The sequence below is a fragment of the Lysinibacillus sp. PWR01 genome, from assembly GCF_043359455.1.
GTDB lineage: Bacteria > Bacillota > Bacilli > Bacillales_A > Planococcaceae > Lysinibacillus > Lysinibacillus fusiformis_F.
In genome coordinates this window covers 45,938-67,630 of the sequence record NZ_JBHERJ010000053.1, presented here as the reverse complement: position 1 = coordinate 67,630, position 21,693 = coordinate 45,938, and the positions used below count along the sequence as shown (strand labels likewise).

The 21,693-nt window shown below is 39.1% G+C and carries 23 protein-coding genes; 5 read left to right on the top strand and 18 right to left on the bottom strand.

The genetic code is table 11. From position 1 onward, the window contains the following. Positions 1–464: 464 nt before the first annotated feature. Entirely contained in the window at positions 465–2,291 is a 1,827-nt protein-coding gene (gene lepA / locus ACEVFT_RS10850; protein WP_205444516.1) for a translation elongation factor 4, read from the bottom strand. A 225-nt stretch (positions 2,292–2,516) separates the two neighbouring features. Between lepA and ACEVFT_RS10845 the strand changes: the two genes are divergently transcribed. Continuing rightward, complete coding sequence (locus ACEVFT_RS10845) at positions 2,517–3,020, top strand: DUF3221 domain-containing protein (protein WP_393949690.1); 504 nt, start codon at positions 2,517–2,519, stop codon at positions 3,018–3,020. A gap of 125 nt (positions 3,021–3,145) precedes the next feature. On the opposite strand, the gene ACEVFT_RS10840 is transcribed toward ACEVFT_RS10845, so the two are convergent. The 3 genes from ACEVFT_RS10840 to gpr form a co-directional block, all read right to left on the bottom strand. Beyond that, positions 3,146–5,041 carry an acyltransferase family protein gene (locus ACEVFT_RS10840; RefSeq protein ID WP_393949688.1) on the bottom strand — a complete coding sequence of 632 codons (1,896 nt, stop codon included), beginning with the start codon at positions 5,039–5,041 and terminating at the stop codon, positions 3,146–3,148. Positions 5,042–5,642: 601 nt separating this feature from the next. Beyond that, positions 5,643–6,497, bottom strand: a complete 855-nt coding sequence (gene spoIIP, locus ACEVFT_RS10835) for a stage II sporulation protein P (protein ID WP_243456267.1) — start codon at positions 6,495–6,497, stop codon at positions 5,643–5,645. A gap of 120 nt (positions 6,498–6,617) precedes the next feature. Continuing rightward, positions 6,618–7,634 carry a GPR endopeptidase gene (gene gpr / locus ACEVFT_RS10830; RefSeq protein WP_393949685.1) on the bottom strand — a complete coding sequence of 339 codons (1,017 nt, stop codon included), beginning with the start codon at positions 7,632–7,634 and terminating at the stop codon, positions 6,618–6,620. A 163-nt stretch (positions 7,635–7,797) separates the two neighbouring features. Between gpr and rpsT the strand changes: the two genes are divergently transcribed. After that, the gene (gene rpsT / locus ACEVFT_RS10825; protein WP_004226906.1) at positions 7,798–8,046 is read left to right on the top strand and encodes a 30S ribosomal protein S20; all 249 of its coding nucleotides are present in this window, start codon (positions 7,798–7,800) and stop codon (positions 8,044–8,046) included. 95 nt (positions 8,047–8,141) lie between these two features. Here the strand turns inward: rpsT and holA are convergent, their stop codons facing one another. Beyond that, positions 8,142–9,152 carry a DNA polymerase III subunit delta gene (gene holA / locus ACEVFT_RS10820; protein WP_342533020.1) on the bottom strand — a complete coding sequence of 337 codons (1,011 nt, stop codon included), beginning with the start codon at positions 9,150–9,152 and terminating at the stop codon, positions 8,142–8,144. Positions 9,153–9,317: 165 nt separating this feature from the next. Here holA and ACEVFT_RS10815 point away from each other — a divergent pair, with 165 nt between their 5' ends. After that, positions 9,318–9,455, top strand: a complete 138-nt coding sequence (locus ACEVFT_RS10815; protein ID WP_036121877.1) for a YqzM family protein — start codon at positions 9,318–9,320, stop codon at positions 9,453–9,455. A gap of 47 nt (positions 9,456–9,502) precedes the next feature. Here ACEVFT_RS10815 and ACEVFT_RS10810 read toward each other — a convergent pair whose 3' ends face one another. The 12 genes from ACEVFT_RS10810 to ACEVFT_RS10755 form a co-directional block, all read right to left on the bottom strand. Further along, a complete protein-coding gene (locus ACEVFT_RS10810; RefSeq protein WP_393949682.1) occupies positions 9,503–11,758 on the bottom strand; it encodes a DNA internalization-related competence protein ComEC/Rec2 in 2,256 nt (751 codons plus the stop codon). A 14-nt stretch (positions 11,759–11,772) separates the two neighbouring features. Then, the gene (locus ACEVFT_RS10805; RefSeq protein ID WP_205444527.1) at positions 11,773–12,342 is read right to left on the bottom strand and encodes a ComE operon protein 2; all 570 of its coding nucleotides are present in this window, start codon (positions 12,340–12,342) and stop codon (positions 11,773–11,775) included. 106 nt (positions 12,343–12,448) lie between these two features. Beyond that, a complete protein-coding gene (locus ACEVFT_RS10800) occupies positions 12,449–13,099 on the bottom strand; it encodes a helix-hairpin-helix domain-containing protein (RefSeq protein WP_393949680.1) in 651 nt (216 codons plus the stop codon). A 252-nt stretch (positions 13,100–13,351) separates the two neighbouring features. Then, positions 13,352–14,089, bottom strand: a complete 738-nt coding sequence (locus ACEVFT_RS10795; protein ID WP_393949679.1) for a class I SAM-dependent DNA methyltransferase — start codon at positions 14,087–14,089, stop codon at positions 13,352–13,354. Next, positions 14,090–14,434: a ribosome silencing factor gene (gene rsfS, locus ACEVFT_RS10790; RefSeq protein WP_393949677.1), complete on the bottom strand. Its 345-nt coding sequence runs from the start codon at positions 14,432–14,434 to the stop codon at positions 14,090–14,092. Then, positions 14,431–15,003 (bottom strand): bis(5'-nucleosyl)-tetraphosphatase (symmetrical) YqeK, encoded by a 573-nt coding sequence (gene yqeK / locus ACEVFT_RS10785; RefSeq protein WP_393949675.1) that lies wholly within the window; start codon positions 15,001–15,003, stop codon positions 14,431–14,433. Before yqeK ends, rsfS begins: the two co-directional genes overlap by 4 nt. Further along, entirely contained in the window at positions 14,972–15,562 is a 591-nt protein-coding gene (locus ACEVFT_RS10780; protein ID WP_342441046.1) for a nicotinate-nucleotide adenylyltransferase, read from the bottom strand. Before ACEVFT_RS10780 ends, yqeK begins: the two co-directional genes overlap by 32 nt. A 9-nt stretch (positions 15,563–15,571) precedes the next feature. Beyond that, on the bottom strand, positions 15,572–15,874 hold the full coding sequence (yhbY, locus tag ACEVFT_RS10775) for a ribosome assembly RNA-binding protein YhbY (RefSeq protein ID WP_205444536.1): 303 nt from the start codon (positions 15,872–15,874) through the stop codon (positions 15,572–15,574). Between the two features lie 5 nt (positions 15,875–15,879). Next, positions 15,880–16,710: a shikimate dehydrogenase gene (aroE, locus tag ACEVFT_RS10770; protein WP_393949672.1), complete on the bottom strand. Its 831-nt coding sequence runs from the start codon at positions 16,708–16,710 to the stop codon at positions 15,880–15,882. Between the two features lie 33 nt (positions 16,711–16,743). Then, positions 16,744–17,847, bottom strand: a complete 1,104-nt coding sequence (gene yqeH / locus ACEVFT_RS10765) for a ribosome biogenesis GTPase YqeH (protein WP_342441048.1) — start codon at positions 17,845–17,847, stop codon at positions 16,744–16,746. Next, positions 17,844–18,365, bottom strand: a complete 522-nt coding sequence (locus ACEVFT_RS10760; RefSeq protein ID WP_058844216.1) for a YqeG family HAD IIIA-type phosphatase — start codon at positions 18,363–18,365, stop codon at positions 17,844–17,846. Before ACEVFT_RS10760 ends, yqeH begins: the two co-directional genes overlap by 4 nt. Positions 18,366–18,401: 36 nt before the next feature. After that, entirely contained in the window at positions 18,402–19,184 is a 783-nt protein-coding gene (locus ACEVFT_RS10755) for a phosphatidylserine decarboxylase (protein ID WP_342533029.1), read from the bottom strand. Positions 19,185–19,320: 136 nt separating this feature from the next. On the opposite strand from ACEVFT_RS10755, the gene pssA reads away from it, so the two are divergent. Then, a complete protein-coding gene (pssA, locus tag ACEVFT_RS10750) occupies positions 19,321–19,821 on the top strand; it encodes a CDP-diacylglycerol--serine O-phosphatidyltransferase (RefSeq protein ID WP_205447010.1) in 501 nt (166 codons plus the stop codon). Positions 19,822–19,907: 86 nt separating this feature from the next. Then, a complete protein-coding gene (gene sigK / locus ACEVFT_RS10745) occupies positions 19,908–20,615 on the top strand; it encodes an RNA polymerase sporulation sigma factor SigK (protein WP_004226867.1) in 708 nt (235 codons plus the stop codon). A gap of 329 nt (positions 20,616–20,944) precedes the next feature. On the opposite strand, the gene mtnN is transcribed toward sigK, so the two are convergent. Further along, on the bottom strand, positions 20,945–21,637 hold the full coding sequence (gene mtnN / locus ACEVFT_RS10740) for a 5'-methylthioadenosine/S-adenosylhomocysteine nucleosidase (RefSeq protein ID WP_342441050.1): 693 nt from the start codon (positions 21,635–21,637) through the stop codon (positions 20,945–20,947). Positions 21,638–21,693 lie beyond the last annotated feature (56 nt).

Sequence of the window (21,693 nt, the reverse complement as noted above, 5' to 3'; positions counted from 1 at the left end):
AATTTTGTCATACTTTATATTATAATTACAATAGTTTATTTATTATTTAGAAAAATTGAAAAGAAAAGAAAAAGAGTAAGGAGAAGATAACTTAATTAACAGTAGGAGATTCGAGACTCTGTGAAAACTGAAAAAAAGCAGCTGATAGTAGCCAAAACAAAAAATGCCCAGGTACTCAATAAAAACGAGTATCTCGGCATTATTATTAACTATGCTAATTGAAAGTGGACACCCATAAAAACTGTTCAAAAAAGATTAGGACACAGCAGATCAGCAATTACTGAAGACCGCTATGTCCATTTAACACAGAAGATGGCAAGAGATGCTGCCGATATTTTTGATTCCATCGCTAAAGATTTATAAATTGCTAGACAATTTAAATGCGGTGGCAAATCGGTGGCAATCTCCACCCAACTGATACAAAATAATTTGCTTAAACCCTTATAAACGCTGTTATATCAATGTTACTTCGAATCATCCATCTTCAGCACAGCCATGAATGCCTCTTGAGGGACTTCGACTGATCCTACTTGTTTCATACGTTTTTTACCTTCTTTTTGTTTATCAAGAAGTTTTCGTTTACGAGAAATATCTCCACCGTAACATTTCGCTAATACGTTTTTACGGATGGCTTTAATTGTTGAACGTGCCACGATTTTTTGTCCAACTGCTGCTTGAATTGGTACTTCAAATTGTTGACGTGGGATTAATTCTTTTAATTTTTCTACGATGATTTTGCCACGATCATAGGCAAAATCACGGTGTACGATGAAGCTTAATGCATCGACTTGCTCACCATTTAGTAAAATATCCATCTTCACTAATTTCGATGGCTGGTAACCAATAAGTTCATAGTCGAATGATGCATAGCCCTTTGTATTTGATTTTAAATAGTCAAAGAAATCATAGACAATTTCGGATAATGGCATTTCATAAATAATACTTACACGTGATGTATCAATATAGTCCATCGTCATGAAATTACCACGCTTCATTTGACAAAGTTCCATAACCGCTCCCACATAATCATTTGGTACCATGATTGTTGCTTTCACATAGGGTTCCTCAACACGATCAATTTTTTGCGGGTCTGGCATAAAGGATGGATTATCGACTTTAAGTTCAGAACCATCTGTCATATGAACCTTGTAAATTACGGAAGGTGCTGTTGTAATTAAGTCGATATTAAATTCACGCTCAATACGCTCTTGAATAATTTCCATATGTAGTAATCCTAAGAATCCACAGCGGAAACCAAAACCAAGTGCTTGCGATGTCTCTGGCTCATATTGTAGAGCAGAGTCATTTAACTCTAGCTTTTCTAACGCTTCACGTAAATCATTATATTTGGCTGTATCAATTGGATACAAACCACAGTAAACCATTGGGTTCAAGCGACGATAACCAGCTAATGGCTCAGTTGCAGGACGATTCGCATAGGTTACAGTGTCCCCTACACGTGTGTCACCTACATTTTTGATAGATGCTGTTAAATAACCTACATCACCCACTGTTAATTCAGCCTGTGGCACAACCTTTGGTGTATGTACCCCAACTTCAATAACCTCGAATTCTGCACCTGTTGCCATCATGCGAATTTTATCGCCAGGCTTGACAGTACCATTGATGACACGAATCGAAATGATAACACCTTTATAGGCATCGTAAACCGAGTCAAAAATTAAAGCTTGTAGTGGCGCGTCCGGATCACCTGTTGGCGCTGGTACCTTCTCTACGATTTGCTCTAGAATATCCTCGATACCAATACCTGCTTTTGCAGAAGCTAAAACTGCTTCAGAAGCATCTAATCCGATTACATCTTCTACTTCTTGACGTACACGCTCAGGGTCAGCTGCAGGTAAATCAATTTTATTTATTACAGGTAAAATTTCTAAGTCATTGTCAAGTGCTAAGTAAACATTTGCTAGTGTTTGTGCTTCAATACCTTGAGCTGCGTCCACAACTAAAATGGCACCCTCACAAGCAGCTAAACTACGTGATACTTCATATGTGAAATCGACGTGTCCCGGTGTGTCGATTAAATGGAATGTATACACTTCGCCGTCTTTTGCTTCGTACTTTAATTGAACTGCATTTAACTTAATTGTAATGCCTCGCTCACGCTCTAAATCCATTGAGTCGAGGAGCTGTGCCTTCATCTCACGGGAAGTTAAAGATTTTGTTTGCTCTAAAATACGGTCAGCAAGCGTTGATTTCCCATGGTCAATATGTGCAATAATAGAGAAATTTCTTATATTCTCTTGTCGTTTTAAACGTGCTTCTCGGTTCATCTTTTCCACTCCTAATTAAACTATAATGAATTATACTATGAACGTTATGCAAAGTACAACAGCAACTAGACTAGAAAGCCTATAATATCAATACTTTCAGTGTTTCATGTCGTTTTTAAATTTTACAGTATTAAGTATATAAATACAGAGAAATCAACTGTGGTAGCACACGATGTGTAACAGTTTAGATGGAAATGCGTCTACTGGACAAGAGGAGGAATTGCGTTGAAAAAATTCATAGTAGGTTGGTTGGTGCTTCTTGTCTTAACTGGATGTGGCACGACAAAAGACCATGTAAACGGTAAAGAGACGGCCACAATTGAAGGATATGTGACAGCCGCTCAAGCAAGCAGCTTTCTCGTTGTAAGCAATGAACCTGTCCCTTCAAATGATTCCAACACACAATTTGTAGATGCACTATGGGTAACAACAACCAAAACGTTAGAAATAGGGGATTATGTTCAAGTATGGGCGGATACGATTGATGAATCTTACCCTGGTCAAACAAAGACAGAGAAGATTGAGGTTTTACCCACAACCGTGAAAAGCACGCTTTCTACAAAAGATATCATCATCCATGTAGCAAAAAAACTTGAACACAATCCCCTTATTACAAACATAAACTATAATAGTAAAAAGAAAGAATGGACATTGTACTATTTTCCACGTACTGAAGGAACAGATCAATTGGTCAAGCTTACTATACAGGATCGACAACCAATAGAATAAATATAGGCAGAGCGAATAGTCTGAAGGTCAACTTTTTTGAAATCGTAACTCTCCAAGAAAAGATGTCAGATATAGAAAAAGTCAGCTACGCAGGTAAAACTGTGTATACTGACTTTTTCTTTATTTTAATTGTTTAAGGATTGTTGAATGAGCTTTGTTAAAACTTCTACCCCTTTTTTCTCTAAATGTACTCCGTCAGGGGCAAAGTATTCAGGGTGATTGATTGCAGCTGCATGCCAGTCAATTAGTGTGATTCGCTCATGTTCCTGTGCTTTTTGCAGTAAAGCTTCATTCACTTTTGCTTCCCATGAACGCGGCACACGTGTATTCACTAAATAAATATCGGCATTTGAAAATGCTCCAAGGAGTGCATCCATTTGGTTAGTTGTAAAATAACCATTTGTCCCCAATTGTAGAATGACTGCATAATTAGGCTGATTAAAACTTGCATAATTTGGTGCAAGTTTGACAGCTTGCGAAACTTGTCGGCCTATTTTTCCATCGATTGTAATCGTCGGATACATAGTATGTAAGCTCGGTGCAATATCAATCATTAAGGAATCGCCAATCGCTAGTATGCCACGATAAAATTCATCCTTTTCAGGCTCTGTCATTGTGTTATTTTCTTCTTGCTTAGGCGTTTCAATCTCCTGAACATCTTCTACTCCCTCTTCCTTGTTTGGAGAAGGCTTGTCGGTTGAGGTTTCAGCTTGTTTGTCATGCTTGTTCAGATCGGCTGTAGGCTCATCGCCATTAATTTTTATCGTTGTTGGAAACGTTTTAGATGGGTTTTGCTGACTTTCGCCTACTACGCCTGTTATTCCTGTGAAAAATACAAGCAGGAAAAGCGGAACCATAACTGTTGATATTTTTCGTGGAAAAGAAAGGCTTCCCCATTTATTTTTATTACAAACCAGATATTTTTGACAATAGACTCGGAATCCATCTTTCCGGATGGGCATCTCAATGAAGCGATAGGATAGCTCTGCAATCAGCAAGATTAGTAAAAGCTGCAGGAAGATGCGCCAATAGGAGGGGTTCCCGATTTCATGAATGGGTGTCCCTAAAACCATGACAGGATAATGCCATAGATAAATGCCGTAGGAACGAGAGCCTAGCCAACATAGTGGCTTCCATGCCAATATTTTTCCTAGTATGCTAACAGGATGACAAATACATGCAATCAAAACAGCAGCATTCAAGCAAAATAAAAACATCCCCCCTCTATAAAGAAAGGACTGATACTCATCAACATACACTATGCTTACTAAAAAAATAGTAAGTGCAATGAAGCTCATAGTATTTAGTTTCTTCACATGGTTTGCTGATAATTTTTGAGAAGATAGTCTTTTCATTGGCCAAACAAGGGCTAGCCAACAGCCCATTAACAATTCAAAACAGCGTGTGTCCGTCCCATAATAGACGCGACTTGGATCAGTACCTGGCTGATAGAGTATCGCCATTACGAACGCTGAACAAAGGGCGCCACAAAAGACGATATATGCTAGTTTACTTTGTTTTTTAACAACAAAAAGCCCAATCATTAAAAGCAATGGCCAAATCAAATAAAACTGTTCTTCAATGGCTAATGACCATAAATTTTTTAAAGGTGACGGAGAACCGAAACTATCAAAATAAGAGAGTTTATGAAAAATGAACCACCAGTTACTTGAATAAAAAATAGAGGACAAAGCATCCCCACGCAAAGTATGGAGAAGCTCTTTATGAAAGAGCATTGCCCAAACAAATGATGTAACAATCATAACGTAGGCTGCTGGAAGTAGCCTTCTCAATCGTCCGACCCAAAATTTCTTTAGGCTGACTGTTAATTGATTGCCCTTTAAAGGTAAAATGGTAGAGGTGATTAAATAGCCCGATAATACAAAAAAGATATCTACTCCTAAAAAGCCACCTCTAGCCCAACTGAAGTTAAAATGATAAGCAATAACTGCTAATACGGCTAATGCTCGAATCCCGTCTAGTCCAGGAATATAACGATGATTTAATGGCTTGCCTGACATACTATTCCTTCCTTCAATAATCTCTCAATTTCGTTTCGGTATAAGGGTGTTGGGTTTTTTCTAGCTGTCCAGTGAGAAGTTAATCTAAAAGTCGTCACGACCTCTGACAACCGCCTGAGGCTTTGGATAAATGATGTTAGTTACATCCTTATGCCACAAGAAGTAACGCTTTTTGATGCTATTCCCTTCTGCATCAAGATAAAACCTATTGTCGCGTAATAGAAACTTTTGATTGAAAATCATCCCCTCTCTATTATTTTTTCTTTGTTCACTTATATGTTTGACGTTTGAAATACGATAAAAGTTTGAGAGAAAAATGAAACATTATCACTTTTTGTCTTCTAAAAAATTCATATGTATGTTTGCTATTGACTTGAAAAGGCATTACCAAAAATGGTATATACTTCAAAAGTAAACTTGCTTTACTTGCATATGCCTTCATTTAACGTTTTATCATGAAAATCGAGAGCCAACTTGAAAATTATAAGACAAGAATGAAGTGATGGAAAGACAAATAAAGAGAATTTTTTCTGGAAATTTTATTATCATACAATATTAAAAAAGTGAGCCTACAAGAGTCCCACTTTTTAATATGATTGGTTTATTTTTTTGAATCATTTACAAAAGCTTTTGATATGGCTTTACCTATGACAGCAATCGTACGATTAACCTCTTCCTCTGTGTTGCCAATTCCGCCAATCTCAATAATCATCATTTGCTTTGCTAAATCTTGATTGTATCGTCCATCAACACCATCACCACTTTTAGAAATAACCCCTTTAGAGATTTTTGGTACGATGGCATTTAATGTGGATGATAGACTTTCAGCATAGGCTGTATTCCAGCGATAATTGGCATGTTCTGCCCCAACAACAATAGCGATTTTCGCATAGTTTTCCCCATTATATGAGATCGTTGTAAGATCATGTTTTAATGAGTCACGATGTAAATCAAGTATTAAATCATAATTATTTGTTTCTAAATGCTTACTTAGGTAAGGCCTCATCACATTATAAGATTCGTGATATCCTTTACCTTCTTCTTGTAATTTCTTCATAATATCTACATCAAGAACATCCGTCTTTAAACCATTTACATTAAAATGATTCACAATCTTATCCTTCAGGCTCATAATATTGACCGTTTCATGAGAAGTCGCTACCTTACCACTCACGGCTTTCACTATCGGTTCGTATGCTTCATGCGTATGAGTAAATAACACTAACACTTTAAATGGGTCCGGGTCTAGGGCTTGATCTGGTTCAGGCTCTTGCGTTTGTTCCAGTACACTTTGTTCAGCTAAATTGGTAGCGGCAAACACGACTTGCTTATCTTCTGATTGTTTGATCGGAGTCGATGCTTGCTTGTTGAACGGAAGTTGCCCAGCAATGACAGGTAATACGAAAAAGAACAATAATATACCAAATGACCATTGTAGTTTTTTTAGCAAAGTCACACCCTCCTCCCCATATCGTATGGAGGGGGGGTGTTAATTAGAACGAAAATAATTTTCTTGTTTTACGCATAAATAAGCGTGTTTTAGAAGGACTTTTATAAGCATTGTTTTTTGATTTTTTTATAAATCACTTGCCCAATCCATTAGCATAGAAGCCACTAATTTTGCATAGCGATCAATCCAATAGTCTGCTTCTTTTGGTGTCACCATTAATTGGGTGTGGGAGCCAGCGAAGGTTTCCTCAAACAGCTGCTGCCGTTGCTCTTTTGTCCATGTCGCCCATTCTCCAAAAATAGGTTGTACTAACGTCATATCCAGTTCCTTGTTGATATCTGGTTGCCACGAGGATAAGGAAAGCTTCGATGACGGTTTACCGCGTTCAGCCACACGGGCAGCTATCGAACGAAGCATTGTTTCTACCGCATCCGCAATTAATACGGGTGCATCTACTACTGTCGGTATACCAATCGCTGTTACTGGAATGCCAAGCATCTCATAAGAAATTTCTTGCCGTTGGTTGCCAACCCCTGAACCTGGATGTATACCCGTGTCAGTTAATTGAATCGTTTTACAGAGTCGATTACTCGCTCTTGTTGCAAGTGCATCCACTACAATGATCAATTTCGGTTGTAGACGCTCTGCAATAGCAGCCACAAACTCTCCTGTTTCGTAGCCTGTTTGTCCTGTTACACCAGGAGCATACATGACAAATTTTTCATCAATGACATCTAAACTATGCAGATGGTCAATTAAATAGGGGCCTATTGCATCCGGTGTAATGGTACGATTTCCTAAACCAACTATTAAAATTTTATCGTTTTCTTGCCAAGCAAGATCAGCATGCATTTTTTTGAAATTTACAAGCAATTCTTGCTCAAGTTGTGTAAAACCTTCTTGATCTTCTAATGTCAGCGTCGGGACAGAAAGTGTAATATACTGCCCTTCTTTTTTACCAATTTGCTTTTCCCCTTCAGCGTCTACAAGAACATCTGTAATTTTTACTCTACCAGCATTCCGATCTTCAATTTGAATGCCACTTGATTGTTCAAGCTTTTCTTTTTGCTCTTTCGTCTGATGGACAACTACCTCTTCTGATTCATCGATTAAATCTGTTCGTTGCCAATTAAAATTTTGCATACAGTTCACCTCAAGCTGTAGTTTGTTCAAACTGTCAAGTAAATATTCTTTGCATTTATCTATTGCAATTTGGCCAAGCGTTTGTTAAAATGATTTTTGTTGTATTGACACAAGAAATCAATGAGAAGATATCATCTCGTACCTAATTTAGGAGGTGAAATATATGCCAAACATTAAATCTGCGATTAAACGCGTAAAAGTTAACGAAAAAGCTAACATTGCTAATTCTCAAGCTAAATCTGCAATGCGTACTACAGTGAAAAAAGCTGAAAACGCTGTTGCTGCTAACGCTGAAAACAAACAAGAACTTTTACAAGCAGCTTTCAAATCTTTAGATAAAGCAGCTTCAAAAGGACTTATCCACAAAAACGCGGCGGCTCGTAAAAAGTCTCGCCTTGCTAAAAAAGCGTAATTGTTTAAAGGATCAGGTACTCTATTAGGAGTAGCTGATCTTTTTAATTTTATAGAGAACTTAAAAAGCTGCCCCTTATGGGACAGCTTTCTTTGTTATAGTTGGCGCAATAAAAATAGCTCTAAATAGCGCTCTCGATTCCCACCAGTCGATTTTAGCTGTAAATCAACTTCTGCTAATTGATATAATGCTCGCAGCAAATTTTCTTCTGATGGGCGATGACGTTGCTCAATCATAAGTTTGACGCGATATGGATGAATTTTTAGATTTTTAGCGATTTGCTGTGGATGATATCCTTTCTTCAACAAATAAAAAACATTTGACATGGTACGAACATTGGATGCGAGCAAGCCCACTAACATAATAGGCTCTTGTTTTTGTCGCAATAAATCATGATAGATGGACAAGGCTCCGACAGAATCATTAGCCAGATAAGCATTGAGCATTTTAAAGGCATCTTGCTCCAATGTTTTTGCCACCAAATCCTCCACTAACGAAGTTGTAATTTCGCCACCTTCACCTAAATAAAGGGTTAGCTTGTCAATTTCCATCTGTAATTGTAGCATGTTGGCTCCGACCATCGAAACAAGCAGTTCAATAGCATCTTGTGCAATGCTATTACTCTTTGCCTTGACAATGCCCTGAATCCAGACAGCTAAATCCTGCTCTTTTGGTGTCTCAGCCTGTACAAATAATGCATGCTCTTTCATCATTTTGGTCACTTTTTTGCGTTCATCTAATTTTTCATAAGGAGCAATAAAAACCGTTACGGAGAAATCAGACGGATTGGACAGCCATGTTTCCAATCGTTTCACATCATGATCGATTTTTTCCTTCCCTTTCTCGGTGGCCTTTAAAAACGAAGCGTTTTTAGCAATAATGAGCTTACGTTCTGAGAAAAAAGGAATGGTATCTGCTTCATCCATGACCGCATCTACTGGCACTTCCTCTAAGTCAAATGTGGTCATCTCCAGATCTTCTTCTGGACCCATAGCCTCTTTTAAGCGTTTAATGGTTTCATCTATAAAATAGCTTTCTTCACCAACAAGCAAATATACTGGTGCAAGCTCTCCTTTTTTTATTGTATTCCAAACCGTTGAAATCATAATTTCCCCTCCATCTAGCAATACTATTAGTATACATGATTTTATAGCCATTTGTGTCTTTGACCGAATTGTGTCGATTCCTTGCCAGACGGGGAAATCACCTTTTCGATATAGCTTTTATGACCATGTTGTCTTATAATAAATAACAGAATTGGAGGGATAACAATGAATCCATTTGAAGGAAAGAACATACAATGTCGACGTAACGATGCCATCGATTCTGGTGTTGGTTTCGGTGTATCATTTGGCGTTTTCACAATTATGTTTATTATTGCAACTATAGTAGAATTCGTATCACAGTAATTGGACTTATGCAGGAAAAGGGCCTTGGTCATTGGACAAGGCCTTTTTCATTTACTGACTGACCAGCGATTATCCCAAATACGTATTTCGATTGTTCCATCCAATCCTGTTGTCCATGTCGCTAAATTTCGACTGACAAAACGTTCTACTACTTCTTCATGTGGATGACCATAGCGATTATGGAGACCTGCACTAAAAACTGTTAATTGGGGCTGTAGCAGCTCAACAAAGGCTTCTATGCTCGATGTCTTACTCCCATGATGTCCTGCCTTCAGCAATGTGAGATTGGTCAATAAAGGCCCATAGCGCTTGATCAGCTGTTGTTCACCATATTGCTCCAAATCCCCTGTAAACAACGCTGTAAACGCCTTTTGTTGCATGTACAGGACAAGGGAGTCATCATTTCCCCCATAAAAGGTGTCATCAGGCCATAAGTAATAAAAATCTGTCACTCCTACACGCCACGCATTCCCCTTTATCTTTTCTTTAATAGGAATATTTCGCTTGTTTGCTTCTTGCAATAAATCATTCATTAAAGGCTCATTCAATGTACCAGGTGTAACGTGTATTTCCTTCATGTTAATCTCTTGTAATACTTCCTCTGCTCCTTCAATATGATCTGCGTCCGCATGCGAGGCTATAAAAATATCAATGGTTCGTATGCCCTTACCTTTTAAAAATGGCACGACAACTTGCTTTCCAACCTCATAAGGACGATCTGTTTTCTTCCATGACTCCTGCTCAAAGCGTAATACGCCTCCAGCATCTATAACATAGACTGCCCGCCTAAATGGCAATTCAATGACGATACTGTCTCCTTGTCCTACATTTAAAAAGGTGATCTTCGTTTCGTTATACAACATAGGTGACAGATGAACCCAAATAGCGGGGATGACAAGGACCATAATAGCTTTCCTGAAACGTCTTATTTCCAAGTAGTAGAAGCTTGCTAAAACACTTAACATCGCAACGCAGCTCAGCCAACTAGATGGTTTGCCTGGTGACCATAATTGCCAAGGAAGCGCCTGCATATAAAAGATCATTTCGGTCAGCCAATTACGCAGTGGTTCATAGCCAGCAAATAGCACGTTGGCAAGTGGTAAGGAAAGATAGGATAGCACAAAGGCTACAATGTTAAAGGGTAATATAACAAAGGAAAACAGTGGAACAAAAACAATATTGACAAAAAACGAGGAAATAGATAACTCATAAAAATGATGGAGTAGTAGTGGGTAAACGAGCAGTTGGCACACGAATGTGATAAAAAAAGAACGACTTAGCCAATTCCTCGTCTGCTTGAAAATGATACTGGAATAAATAAGACTAGCAGCTGCTAAATAGGACAGTTGGAAACCAATTTGAAAAATAACACCTGGCTCAAGCAAAACAAAGCCTATAAAGCTAATCGCTAGTGCATCATCCATCGATATAACCCACTTGAAAAAGCGCAATAACATCATCAATTCAACTACAGAAACTGCACGCCATACGGAAGGTGCGCCACCTGCGATCACTCCATAAACGGGTAAGAGGATCAATAGCACTACAGTAGCCATTTCTTTGCGAACGCTTATTCTAAGTAACCCTTCAAAAAATAGCCAAGACACCAGCGCGACATGTAACCCGGAAATCGCAAATAAATGGGTGATACCGAGCTTTTGATAGGCTCGCTGCAGTTCATCCTCCATCTGATCTTGTGCCCCTATTAGAAGTGCTTGCGCCTCTGCTACAAGGGATTCTGGAAAGGTCCTCTCTATATGCTTTTTCATACCGTGTCTTACTTCAGCAAGAAGGGTGAAAAAGGAGGCACGTTTTCCTACATAACGCCAATTTGCGATTTCAACAACGCCTGTTGCTCCTTTGCTCGTTAAATAATTGGACATGGAAAAGGCATAAGCATGCGCAGGAGAAGAGGGTGTCACAAGTTCACCTTTAGCAACATACGTCATTCCCGATAATGAGGTATGTTCATAAAAATTTTTCTCTTGTTCCGAAGAAAACGTATAAACCACGTAAAGCTTTTGGCCATTTGTTGTTGTAGCAAACCCACGGAGTTTTTGCCCGTTTATTTTATAGTCATTTGACCAAGTTAAAGGGAAATTTGACGGTAAAGGGGAAGGTTCCGTCAGTTGATTGATAGAAAGGAAAAAATAAGCTAGTAGACCACTAGTTAGCACAAAAATTGCAAGAAAACGTGACTCACCTTTTATGATGAGCCACAGGGCTAGTAGCAGTAAAAAAATGAGTAGCCATACTGATTTATGTGCCGCAATAGCAGCTACAAGTACAGCAAGTGCTACCATGATCCATCTATGCTTTAAAGCTCGATGCCAAATAATGCACTCACCTTCTGTTCATATGGGAGCAATTTTTCAGCCGATACCCCACTCTCGCGAAGCTCATGCAACATTTCTGTGTACAAGGCTAGCTTGTCATCTCGTAAAAAATCGATTTTACGTTCATCAAAGGGTACATGAACTACTTCCACTCCAGCTTTTGCAAATAGTTCCTGTGCATATGGATTATTTTTATAATCTGTAGCGTAATACACACGTTCTATGCCAGCTTGAATAATGGACTTTGTACATGGTAAGCATGGAAAATGTGTCACATACAAGTCAGCCCCTTTTGTCGGTGTTCCATATTTAGCACATTGCAGTAAGGCGTTCATTTCAGCATGTACGGTACGCACGCAATGGTTATCAACCACATAGCATCCTTTTTCGATACAATGCTCGTCCCCTGTAATGGAACCGTTATAGCCACCTGCAATAATGCGTTTATCACGCACAACCGTTGTTCCTACAGCTAGTCTTGTACATGTACTTCGTAATGCGAGTAAATGGCTTTGTGCCATAAAAAATTGATCCCAAGTAATTCGCTCCATATGACTACCTCCAAAAATTATCTAACAAATTATCTTTCTCTTGCTTTTCTACTATAGTGTAGCCCTTTTAGAAAAGGGGCGTCAATATCACATCCTGTAAAAGCGTTTACTTTACGGTAATCGCATCCTTTAGCTTCTCAAATGTTTTATCACCAATACCACTCACATTTTTTAAGTCATCTATCGTTTGAAAGTGTCCATTTTCCTCTCGATACGTAAGGATACTTTGCGCTTTCGAAGGACCGATGCCTGGCAATGTTGCCAAAGTTGCCACATCAGCTTTATTAATATTAATCTTTTGCTCTTTATTATTACTTTCCATAGGTATCGTTAAAAGAGAAGGGGCTCCTTCTTCTAGCTGTTCGCCCTTGATAGGAATATAGATCACCATCTCATCCTGTACTTTTTGGGCATGATTGATAAGCTGTGTGTCAGCATTCTCTGTATACCCACCAGCAAGCTGTACAACATCTTTTATACGTTGGTCTTGCTGAAGCTCATAAACGCCTGGATACATCACAGCACCCTTTATATCCACAAATATCTGCTGCATCACCGCTTCCTCAGCAGATTCACTCAAATTCTTTTCTTCAATAGGTTGGATTGTCTCGATGAGCTCTTCTTGGGGATGTGAAGAGTCAGAACTCGAAAAATAGAAGTAACAAAGTCCACTGACGACTAGTATGCTGGGGAATAACATACTTTTTTTGTACTTTTGCCATAAAGATTGGAGCACAGTACCATCCTTTCCTTGCAAAAGGTCATCATATGGAGTTACATATATCTTACACTATGATTAGTAGGTTGAAAATGATAAAAAAATTTCAGGCGTTTCTATTTACCTGTTGAAGAGAGCTATCCTCTTACTTTAGCCTTTCTATCCACCTGTTCAGGAGTTCTATCCGCTACTTTAGCTTTTTTATCCGCCTATATAGGAGTTCTATCCGCTACTTCACCCTTTCCATCAAAAAAGCCACACTGCCTCTTACACAGTGTAGCTTCTTTTTCTTTATTTCACCGCACGAATGAAAATGCGTTCACTTTCATCATCAGGTGCCTCATCCGTAAAGTCTGCTGTGATTTCCACATAACTAAAACCGATGGCACGTAACCAAGTCATATACTGCTCGATAGTGAAAGTACGTTGCACGTGCTCCTCATCAAAGCGTTCATATAATTCACTTGACTTCTCTCGCACATAGAAGGTCATTTGATGAATAACCGAATGCTCGAAGTCAGCAGGCTCCGTATGCCATATATAGCTAATATCACCGTCATCATACGTGAACGGACCATCTAAAAAAATCTCATTCATTTTAAATAATGAGTGAACATCAAAAAACAGCTGACCCCCATCACGCAAAGCCGTATAGATACGTTCTAATGTGGTATAGACAGACTGCTCCTCTACTACGTAATTCAAGGAGTCAATTGTGATCGTGACAATATCCATTTCCTCAAACCCGTCTAGTTCGACCATAGACATACAGTATAATGGGGCATGGTAGCCTGCACCAGCAAAGCGTTCTGCTGCAATGGACAGCATCTCTTCTGATAAATCGATTCCACTGACTTGATAGCCAGACTGTGCAAATAACAAGCTAAGTACACCAGTGCCACAACCAATATCTAAAAGTTTTGTGTATTGGTTGCTTGGTGCATGTTGTACAACCCAATCTACATAGAGATTGTAAGGAATATCCGTTTGAAGCTCATCATAGACATGGGCAAAGCGTTCGTAACTCACTTAGGCCTCTGGCATGTCTAGTTGCGGTGCATCGCCCCAAAGACGCTCTAAATTATAATAAGCACGCTCATCCTTATGGAATACATGTGCCACTACATCTCCTAAGTCGACAAGTACCCAACGAGCTCCATCGAAACCTTCGACACGGCGAATTTCATAGCCATCTTTTTCAGCTACATCCTGTAATTCACGCGCAATTGCTTGCACTTGGCGATCTGAGTTACCATGAGCAATGATAAAATAGTCCGCTAAAAGGGAAATTCCTTTCATATTTAAAACGACAATGTCCTCACCATGTTTGTCGTCAATTGCTTTGTACGCTGCTTGTAATAAAGTTGAAGTCATCCTTCACTTTCCTCTCTGTTCATCATATCGTTATAACATTCTATTGATAAAGGATAAATTGGCTGCTTTGTGTCAATTAAAAATGCCAAAGTATGGCGTACACATGCACTCATCGCCTTATCCAAATTTTTTTGCGCTTTTTTGCGTAGACGATCAACACCATCAAATCGACGGTTCGGTTCAATCATATCTGCGACAAAAATGATTTTTTCTAAACGGCTCATACCAGCGCGCCCAGTTGTATGGAAACGAATAGCATTCAACAGCTCTTTGTCTGTGATGGCAAACTCACTTTGTGCTATATATGCACCGACTGGACCATGTAGTAATTCACTGCCCCACCCAATGAGTCTTGCATCTAATTCTTCATCACGAACGATCTTCTCCATCCACTCAATGTCTGCATATTTAGCAATATCGTGGAGGATAGCTGCTGTTTCAGCTTTTTTCACGTCCTCTCCATACTTTTGAGCTAGGTCGATGGCCGTTTCCATCACACCGATTGTATGAATATAACGTTTTTCAGGCATTCTTGGCTTAATCGCCGCTAAATACTGTTCGCGTTCCATAAAGACCTTCCTCTCGTATGAACGTCTCTACCGCTTCTGGTAGTAAAAATGTCACCGTTCCTCCAGTCGCCAGGCGTTCACGAATCAGTGTGGACGATAAATCGATTTGAGGCACTTCCACCATACTTATAGGGTACTCGGTTGTCGCCGCTGTCCCTGGACGCTTTACTCCGACAAACTGAACTAGTTTCACTAAATCATCGATACAATGCCATGTATGTAGCGAATCAATCATATCGCCACCGATGATAAAGTAGAATTTTACATTCGGTTCTCTTCTACACAAGGCAGAAAGTGTCTCATAGGAATAGGATACGCCACCCTTCTCAAGCTCATACGACTCTACTGAAAAATAAGGAAATGGACGAATCGCACGCTTTACCATTTCAAGTCGTTCGACATTACTGGCATCAAAACGTGCATGCTTATGTGGTGGTATGGCATTAGGCATAAAGCGAATTTCATCAAGTTCTAGCGCATGAAATACTTCATTTGCCATCAAAAGATGCCCCATATGTGGTGGATTAAATGTACCTCCTAGTAAACCGACCCTTTTCATCGTCTCACCTTATTTCGTTGCTTTTGGTAATACAATCTTTTTATGATTGCGTGACTCTTTATATAAAACAACTGTTAGGCCGATTAATTGGACAAGCTCCGCATGAGCGCCTGTTGCTAATGCTTCAGCGACTTCATGTTTATCCTCCTCACAGTTATCTAAAATACGTACTTTAATTAACTCACGTACTTCTAATGCCTCACGAATTTGCTTTGTCATTTCATCATTAACGCCGCCTTTTCCTACTTGGAAAATAGGTGTTAAATGGTGTGCTTCTGCACGTAAAAAACGTTTCTGTTTACCTGTTAACATAAAAATTAGTTTCCTCCTAATTGCGCCTTCAGTTGCGCAATCATTGAATTTGTATTTGGATAGTTTCCTAACCAGTGTTCAAAAGCAATGGCTCCTTGATGGACAAACATCCCTAAGCCAGTGACGATCGTTGCCCCTTTTTCTTCAGCCGCTTGTAAAAAAGGCGTCATTAATGGATTATACACAATATCCGCAACAATTGCTCCTTTCATCAGCCGATCTAATGAAAATGGCATCGAAAAATTGCCCGTGGAAAGGCCAGCCGATGTCATTTGCACAATAATGCTGAAATCAGCTAGCGTCTCTTCCGCTTCTTGTAATGAAATGGCACGTCCCATACCCATTTCATCAATAATCGTTTGTGCATTCTCCACCGTACGATTGGCAATGGTTAAATGACAATAGCCTTGTTGCTGCATAGCAAAGGCAATGCCACGAGCAGCACCACCAGCACCAACAAGTAATACAGGCTTGTCTTTATGAGATACTCCAACGGCTTCTTCGAGTGATCGAACAAAACCTATACCATCTGTATTATAGCCTTTCAGCTTTCCTTCTGTTGTTCGTACAACTGTATTCACTGCGCCCATTTTTTGTGCCAGCTCATCTAGCTCATCTAGATATGGAATGATTGCTGTTTTATGAGGTATTGTCACGTTCCAGCCACTTGCACCTAATGTCTTCAAACCAGCAATAGCTGATTCTAATTGGGCCGGCGTGACATGTAAAGGAATATATGTTGCATCAATGGACATGTCCTCGAACCAAGCATTGTGCATGGCAGGTGATTTTGAATGTTCAATTGGATCACCCATAACTGCAAACCACTTCTTCATGTTCTAGTCCCTCTCTCTACTATGTCCTTCCATTTAAATCAGTGAAGGACGAATTGAAACTTGTACACCTTTTGGTGCGTAAGCTGCTACTACTACATTGGCATGCTGAACAGTAATCCAGCCTAGCCCAGAGAATACAATATCTGTTTTCTCTTCTTTGATGGAAAATTCATGACGAACCAATGGCGGCAGCTGGTCGATAAATTCCGCAGTTGGGGGTGCCAATAGTTCTCCTTTATGTTCTTCATATAACGCATCTGCCTTCTCAAGCTTTGTACGATGAATTGGTAAATCATTTGCCACATGGATTGTAAAGGCAGAACGGTCTCCCTGAATAAAATCAAATCTCGCCAATGCACCAATAAACAAGGTTTGCCCAGCATTTTGTTGGTAGACTTTCGGCTTAATTTCTTTTTTCGGCATAATATATTTTAATTCACTTGAATCAATATGATGAGCCATTTGATGGTGATTAATAATACCTGGTGTATCATATAATGCACTACCATCATCTAATGGAATGTCAATCATGTCTAAAGTAGTGCCTGGGAAGTGAGAGGTTGTGATAACTTCACCCTCACCTGTTGCCTGCTTAATAATTCGGTTAATGAACGTAGATTTCCCAACATTTGTACAGCCAACAACATATACATTTTGTCCTTTGCGATACGCATCGATGGCTTCCATTGCTTCTGCCATCCCTTTGCCTTTATGGGCGCTGACTAATAGGACATCGACAGGTTGTAGTCCAAGAGCCTTTGCTTCTCGTTTCAACCAGTTGATAACTTTTTTCGGTTTCACTGATTTTGGTAATAAATCTGCTTTGTTGGCAATCAATAGGACAGGATTCTTCCCTACAAATCGGTGAAGTCCTGGTAGCCAACTTCCATTAAAATCAAATATATCAACAATTTTTACGATTAAGCCTTGCTGTGTACCAAGACCATTTAAAATACGTAAAAAATCGTCATCTGTTAATGATACTGGTTGAATTTCATTGTAATTCTTCAAACGGAAGCAACGTTGGCAAATGACCACATCCTTTTCTAATGATGATGGGGGTGCATACCCAACTGCTGTTTTATCTTCTGTTTGAATTGTTGTACCACAGCCAATACAATTTGGCATTTCAATCATTCTTGTTCCTCCCAAGTTATAATTCCTTTTCGTTTCAAATCATTAAATACGCGACGTTCAATGAAACGATTCAATTTTGTTACAAGCCCATCTGATTGTGCAACAGGCTTCACAAGCACTGTGTGTAAGCCTAAGCGGTTTGCTCCCATTACATCTGTAAGGAGTTGATCTCCTACCATAACCACTTCATTTGGACGCAAGCCTAGTTGAATCAGCGCATTATAAAAAGCATTACGAAGTGGCTTTTTCGCCTTGTGAATATACGGGATACCTAATGGCTCAGCAAAATGCTTCACACGAGCTTCATTGTTATTCGACGCAATAATAACACGAATACCTGATTCTTTCATAATGCGTAACCAAATGATTAGCTCTTCTGTTGCATCTGGACGATCCCATTCAACAAGCGTATTATCTAAATCCGTAATGATTCCTCTAATCCCTAATTCCTGTAACTTTTCCGGCGTAATTTCAAAAATATTCGTCACAAATTCGTTCGGTAATAAAAAATTATACAAAATAGCGACCCCTAATCTTAACGTATTATTCGACCATTATAGCATATTTGCAAAGGCTTCACCCATTCGAATTGGGCTGCCTTTTACAACATTATCCGTAAATTTAATCGTATCCTTTTCAAACAGCATCACTACAGTGGAACCAAATGAGAAATAACCAACTTCCTGCCCCTTACGCCATTTCGTTGTTGTATTGGTAAGCACAATGGAATTCACAAAGGTCGCACCCACTTTGATAAAGGCAACATGCTGATTATTAGCTGTTTTTAGCTCTGTCACTAAACGATAATTATGAGAAATTGGTTTTTTACCGTATGTAAGACCTAGCTGATTCACAGGATAAGATTTCTGACCAAGTGTATATTGTCGCAATACTTCTCCATCTATCGGGCTATGGATACGATGATAATCAGCAGGACTTAAATAAAATACGATATAATGTCCGTCTGCATATTGTGCTGCTCGTTCTGTATTACCAAGTAAATCTTGTAATGCATAGGGTTTGCCCTTCACAAGAAATGTCATATCCCATTCAATACGTCCAAAGGATTCCACTTTGGCATCCACAGGGCTGGCATAAACGGTAGGATTTTGTTCAATAGGTCGAGCCTCTTCTATCAGTTCTCTTGTAAAAAAATCATGTAAACACGAAAATTGTTGTTGTTTTTTTGAAACTTCTTCAAGGTTAATATCGTATAACTTCATGTAGCTTGGAATTATACGTTTACTCCACTTCGCTTTCGCAATTGCCTGCAAAAGATGGGAAGATTGCTTACCATTCGTTAGTTCTATCAAGCGTTGATATAGTTTTTCTTTCATACAGTAAAACCCCTATCCATTAATTTAGACTGTCAATTTTTTCGCATTCGAAGTATAATGGTACAATATCTTAAGTGCAAAGGAGTGATCCCCCTTGTTTTTTTATCACAAGTTGGTGGATACCACGGTTAAGAAAATGAAATCGCACGCAGCTAACTTCATCACAATTAGTAATATGTCCTTTGGAGGCGCGGCTATTATGGCCACTTTACATGAATACTATAGCTATAGTGTCTTGTTTATCTTTTTAGCAGCTCTTCTTGATCGCTACGATGGTAAGGTAGCGAGAGCGCTCGGACAAGTGTCTGAATTAGGTAAACAATTAGATTCTATGAGTGATATTATATCATTTGGTGTGGCGCCTGCATTATTAATGTATGAAGTTGTTCTAGTTGATTTTGGTTTTGTCGGCATGATGATGGCCGTATTATTTATCGTCTGTGGCGCGATGCGTTTAGCTCGCTTCAATATTAGTGAAGCAAACGGTTATTTCACAGGTTTACCAATTACAGCCGCAGGTACGTTCTTAACTTTAACGTATTTCGCAGCTAATACGTTCCATCCGGCATTTTATCTTTTCCTTTTTCCCATTTTAGCTTTACTCATGATTAGTACATTTACGCTAAAAAAAGTGTAACAGCACATTTGCTGTTGCACTTTTTTCATTTCCCACAGTTTTTAAACATATACTGTCGAAAAATGGGGAAAGGATGAAATCATTCAATGAGCGGAATTTTTACATCAATGTTGCAGTTATGGCTTGAAATCCCTGCGTTGCTTGGCTATTTAAAGGGGCAAACATTCCATAAACCCTTTTCAAAAGAAGAGGAAGCTGCTTGTATTGAACGATTTTTAGGTGGCGATGAGCAAGCGCGTCTTGACCTAATAGAACGTAATATGAGGCTTGTCGCGCATGTCGTTAAAAAATTCCATCCAAAACATGAGCAACTCGATGATTATATTTCCATTGGAACAATTGGACTAATGAAAGCCGTTGAGAGCTATACCCCTGACAAAAAAACAAGACTTGCCACATATGCAGCTCGTTGCATTGAAAATGAAATTTTAATGCATTTGCGCACTCAAAAAAAAGTACAGAAAGACGTTTCACTATTTGAGCCGATTGGAACTGATAAAGATGGGAATGCACTGCAAATTCGTGATTTACTTCAGTGTGACGAAGAAAGTGCCACAGAGAAGCTAGAGCATAAAGAGCATGTAGCACAGTTATACCACTATTTGCATATGCTTGATGAACGTGAGCTCGAAATTGTGACACTACGTTATGGGTTAAATCAACAGGATGCACTTACACAAAAGGAAATTGCAGCACGCTTAAATATTTCACGCAGCTATGTATCTCGCATTGAAAAAAGAGCACTCATTAAACTCTATCAACTGTACAAACGAGACCAAAAAACTATCGAGTAATATATTGTAAAATGGCCATAAGAAAAATTCAATCCATCAATGGCGGAGAATGTGCCTATTTCATGGCATATAAAAAGCTCCCCTGCGACATGACTATGTCGCAAAGGAGCTTTCCCGTCATACTAATGTGCTGATTCCGAGAGTTCTGCTGAAATCAACGTACCTATTAAAGTTGTAATAATGACTACACCTACTGTTAAAAATAACATCATGAATGCCTCCCATTCTATTATGAAGAGATTTATTAATGTCAGTGTAGCATTTGTTTTTTGGATTAACTGTGATTTTTCTCACAGGATAAACCACACATTTTGACCATTTTGTGTAGTTTACAGTGAGGCAATTGCTTTTAATACCACTTGTGTTGAATGCTTTGCAGCAACTGGTAAAAACTCATCGAAGCTAATATTCGATTCTTTACCCGCAATATCTGATAATGCACGAATGACTACAAAAGGTGTAGCAAACTGATAACAAACTTGTGCAACTGCAGCCGCTTCCATCTCTACAGCTTTCATTTGAGGGAAATGACGACGAACAGCCTCTACACGTTCAGGATCATTCATAAAAGCATCCCCAGAGCAAATTAAGCCAACGCCATACTGATGCTCTCCAACTGCCTTCACAGCCTCCTCAGCTGCCTTCATCAATTGCTCATCTGATTTATATGCTGCTGGCATACCAGCCATTTGTCCAATTTCATAGCCAAAGATTGTGACATCTACATCATGGTGGCGAACTTCATCAGAAATGACAACAGCGCCTACCTCAAGTGCTTCATCATATCCACCTGCAGAGCCTGTATTAATCACAACATCAGGCTTAAACTCATGTAAAAGGATTGTCGTAGACATAGCAGCATTTACTTTACCGATACCGCTTTTTAATAAGACGACTTCCTTCCCCTCATAAGTTCCTGTTGTATACTCACTACCTGCAATTGTTGTGCTGTGTGCATCGTTTAATGCTGCTCTAAGAAGCTCTACTTCCTCTTCCATTGCGCCGATTACTGCAATTTTCATGTACTGTTACTTCCCTTCTTTATCAACTCTATTAAAAATAATCAAAAGAGTGATTT